We start from the raw sequence: 4,158 nt of genomic DNA on the forward strand, positions 1-4,158 counted from the left end.
GTTTCCTGTCGGGCGACAAGCTGCGCCAGGCTGCAAGGGAATGCCTGGACTGACTCAGTAACCCGAGCCGCTCGATCCGCCCATGCTGGGCAGGCGGGCCGTGTGCTGGGTATAGCTCCACTCGGCGCAGCTCATGAACGCGGTGGTGTCCACCTTGCTCAGGGAACCGAGTGCTACCGGGCCTGCATCACCCGATATCACCCCGCTTGTTCATCTGCTCACAGCGCAACTGCGCGTCCGTCTTGCTCGAGTAGCTGGGTTTGAGCCTTTCCTTGGCGTGGTTGTCGTAAATGTCGAATCCCCCGCAGACGGTAGCGGCGTAATACCGGCCCGCCACGCGAAACGACTCCTTCTCGATGGGCACAGCCGGAACGATAACGAATCTTGGTTGCATGTTTCGTGCCTCCCCAGGCAGAGACCTAAGTATTAGTCGTGCCATGGATAAGCATCAAGCAGGCTCATCAATAATTGACGGTTCAGCGCGTTCCGTGTCGACGTACGACGTTGCACACCCAACGGTGGTCGCAACGATAGGGCGCGCGGATGAAGGTGAGGTCGGCGATACGCCTTGCACCCTGGGCCCTCAGCGCCTGGGTCAGTTGAGCGAGAGTCTCTGCTTCGATGGTCATGGTTCACCTCGTCAGATTGGCTGCGTTCAAGCATCTGGACCCGTACAAACACTGCAGGGCTCAGTTCTGTTCCGGCTAATCACAAGGTCATAACGGCCGCTGTCATCAAATGCTAATCCGCTGTCGTCCGATGCGAAGCACCCCGCTTGCCAAGGGCATAAAGTCCAGTCACCCAGCACTGACGCCTGGCGTCCAGATCGATGATTGGAGAGACAAGCATGTCCAAAGTCGTACGTTTCCATCAGACCGGTGGCCCCGAGGTACTGCGCTACGAGGACGCCGAGGTCGGCGACCCGGGTCCGGGGCAAGTGCGCTTGCGCCAGGTAGCGGTGGGCCTGAACTACGCCGATACCTACTTCCGCAACGGCACCTACCCGATTCCGCTGCCCAATGGCATTGGCGTGGAAGCCTCGGGCGTGGTCGAGGCGCTGGGTGCGGGCGTGACGCAAGTCGAGGTGGGTGACCGGGTGACCTACACCGGGTTCCTGAATACCCTGGGTGCCTACTGCACCGAGCGCCTGGTGCCCGCCGCTGCGCTGATCAAGCTGCCGGAAACCATCGCCTTCGAGACGGCCGCCGCCATGACCATGCGCGGCCTTACGGCAGCCTACCTGCTGCGCCGGCTGTATGACTTCAAACCCGGTGACAGCGTACTGCTGCATGCTGCCGCTGGCGGCGTAGGCCTGATCGTCGCGCAGTGGGCGCGGTTGCTGGGGCTGAACGTGATCGGCACCGTCTCTACCGAGGCCAAGGCCGAGGTGGCGCGCGCCCATGGTTGCAACCACGTCATCGACTACAGCTTCGAAGACGTGGCCAGTCGCGTGCGCGAACTGACCGATGGGGCAGGGGTCAACGTGGTGTTCGACAGTGTCGGCAGGAACACCTTCAGCGGCTCGCTGGATTCGCTCAAGCGCCGCGGCCTTATGGTCTGCGTTGGCACCGCGTCGGGCAGCATCGCGCCGTTCGACCCGCAGTTGCTGGCGATCAAGGGCTCGCTGCAGCTGACCCGGCCGGCCCTGGCCGATTTCATCGCCGACCCGGCAGAAAAGGCCGACCTGGCGGGCGAGTTGTTCGACCATGTCAGCAGCGGCCGCATTCGTATCGAAATCAACCAGCACTACGCCTTGCAGGATGCGGTTCAGGCGCACCGCGACCTTGAAGCCCGCAGGACCACCGGCTCGTCGATCTTCGTCATCTGAAGAGGGCAACTGCATGCACATCGAACAACTGACCTGCGCGATCGGGGCCGAGGTGAGGGGTGTCAACCTGGCCGACGCGATCCATGACGACGACCTGTTCGCCCAGCTACGCCAGCAGTTGCTCCAGCACCGTGTGCTGTTCCTGCGCGACCAGCACTTCAGTCGCGTCGAGCATGTGGCCTTCGCCCGTCGCTTCGGCGAACTGGAGGATCACCCGGTTGCCGGCAGCGACCCTGAACACCCGGGCCTGGTGCGGATCTACAAGCGCCCGGATCAGCCCAGCGACCGCTATGAAAATGCCTGGCATACCGACGCCACCTGGCGCGATTCACCGCCCATGGGCTGCGTTCTTCGCTGTATCGAATGCCCACCGGTGGGTGGCGACACCTTGTGGGCGAACATGGTCCTGGCCTTTGCCAACCTGCCCGCCGATGTGAAAGCCAGGATCGAAGGCCTGCGGGCCCGCCACAGCATCGAAGCCAGCTTCGGCGCCGCCATGCCGATGGAAAAGCGCCTGGCGCTCAGGGCGCAGTTTCCGGATGCCGAGCACCCGGTAGTACGCACCCACCCGGATACCGGTGAGCAGGTGCTGTTCGTCAACGCCTTCACCACCCATTTCAGCAACTACCACACCCCGCAGCGGGTGCGCTTTGGCCAGGATGCCAACCCCGGCGCCAGCGACCTGCTGCGCTACCTGATCAGCCAGGCTTACCTGCCCGAGTACCAGGTGCGCTGGCGCTGGAAGCCCAACAGCGTAGCCATCTGGGACAACCGCAGTACCCAGCACTACGCGGTCATGGACTACCCGCCGTGCCACCGCAAGATGGAGCGCGCCGGCATCCAGGGCAGCCCCACGTTTTAAGCCTGCTGCCGCCATTGGCGGCAACCGCACAATAACAATAGCGAGGACTACAGCATGCAATTCTTCGACGATTCGTTGCACCCGGAAAACATGGAAAAGGTGGTAATCACCGTGGCCCCCTATGGCCCGGAGTGGATGCCCGAAGATTTCCCTGAAGACATTCCGCTGACCATGGACGAGCAGGTGCAGAAGGCCGTCGACTGCTTCGAGGCAGGCGCTACCGTGCTGCACTTGCACGTGCGTGAGCTGGATGGCAAAGGCTCCAAACGGCTGTCCAAATTCAATGAGCTGATCGCCGGGGTGCGCGAAGCGGTGCCGGACATGATCATCCAGGTCGGCGGCTCGATTTCCTTCGCCCCGGAAGGCGAAGGCGAGGCCGCCAAATGGCTGTCGGACGACACCCGGCACATGCTCGCCGAACTGACGCCGCGGCCCGATCAGGTGACCGTGGCCATCAACACCACGCAGATGAACATCATGGAGTTGCTGTACCCGCAGTACCTCGAAGGCACCTCGCTGGCCAGCCCGGCGATCCACGCCGCCTACAGCGAGATGACCGTACCGGCCGGCCCGGCCTGGGTCCGCGAGCATTTGCGCCGCCTGCAGGCCAGCAACATCCAGCCGCACTTTCAGCTGACCGGCATGCATGCCCTGGAAACGCTTGAGCGCATCGTCCGTCGCGGCGACTACATGGGCCCGCTGAACCTGACCTGGATCGGTATTGGCGGCGGCTTCGATGGCCCCAACCCGTTCAACTTCTTCAACTTCATCCACCGTGCGCCAGACGGCTGCACCCTGACTGCCGAATCGCTGCTGAAGAACGTCCTGCCGTTCAACACCATGGCCTTGGCCATGGGCTTGCACCCGCGCTGCGGCAACGAAGACACCATCATCGACCAACACGGCAAGCGCTTCACCTCGGTGCAGCAGATCCAGCAGACCGTGCGCGTGGCCCACGAACTGGGCCGTGAGATTGCCAACGGCAAAGAGGCCCGCGCCATTTACCGTATCGGGCAGCAGTACCACAGCGTCGAGCAGACCCTCGAACGCAACGGCATGGCACCCAACCGCCAGCCCGGTGAGAAAGGCGTGCCGCAGCGTACCTGACGAAGCACGCCCTGGCGCTTCGCGGGCACGCCCGCGAAGAAGCCCCAAGCGCAACATCAGTTCTGGCTGTTACCCATAACAACAAAAGCGACATTCAAGTCCCACTCCCAAGGAGGCAACATGGCCACCTACCTCGCCAGTGCCGAAGATTGCGCTACCGAAACCGCCCACAGCGTGCCCCGGCGTTATGCCTGGGTGGTGTTCGCGCTGACCTTCGGCCTGTTGATCTCCGACTACATGTCGCGTCAGGTACTCAACGCGGTGTTCCCGCTGCTCAAAGCCGAATGGGCGCTGACCGACGGCCAGCTCGGCCTGCTCAGCGGCATTGTTGCGCTGATGGTCGGCCTCTTGACCTTCCCGC

4 protein-coding genes and 1 pseudogene are annotated in these 4,158 nt (G+C 63.1%); 4 read left to right on the forward strand and 1 reads right to left on the reverse strand.

Translation table 11 applies throughout. From position 1 onward, the window contains the following. Nucleotides 1-187: 187 nt before the first annotated feature. On the reverse strand, nt 188-394 hold the full coding sequence (locus HP547_RS19585) for a hypothetical protein (protein WP_172220370.1): 207 nt from the start codon (nt 392-394) through the stop codon (nt 188-190). Nucleotides 395-847: 453 nt separating this feature from the next. On the opposite strand from HP547_RS19585, the gene HP547_RS19590 reads away from it, so the two are divergent. The 4 genes and pseudogenes from HP547_RS19590 to HP547_RS19605 form a co-directional block, all read left to right on the forward strand. Beyond that, nucleotides 848-1,828: a quinone oxidoreductase gene (locus HP547_RS19590; protein WP_172220373.1), complete on the forward strand. Its 981-nt coding sequence runs from the start codon at nt 848-850 to the stop codon at nt 1,826-1,828. 13 nt (nt 1,829-1,841) lie between these two features. Beyond that, a complete protein-coding gene (locus HP547_RS19595) occupies nt 1,842-2,690 on the forward strand; it encodes a TauD/TfdA family dioxygenase (RefSeq protein WP_172287132.1) in 849 nt (282 codons plus the stop codon). 54 nt (nt 2,691-2,744) lie between these two features. Next, nucleotides 2,745-3,797, forward strand: coding sequence for a 3-keto-5-aminohexanoate cleavage protein (locus HP547_RS19600; protein ID WP_172228098.1), 1,053 nt, complete (start codon nt 2,745-2,747; stop codon nt 3,795-3,797). A 120-nt stretch (nt 3,798-3,917) separates the two neighbouring features. Continuing rightward, nucleotides 3,918-4,158: pseudogene (locus HP547_RS19605) on the forward strand (multidrug DMT transporter permease); the annotation flags it as partial.

The sequence above is a fragment of the Pseudomonas sp. CM27 genome (genome assembly GCF_013179515.1).
Classification (GTDB): Bacteria; Pseudomonadota; Gammaproteobacteria; order Pseudomonadales; family Pseudomonadaceae; genus Aquipseudomonas.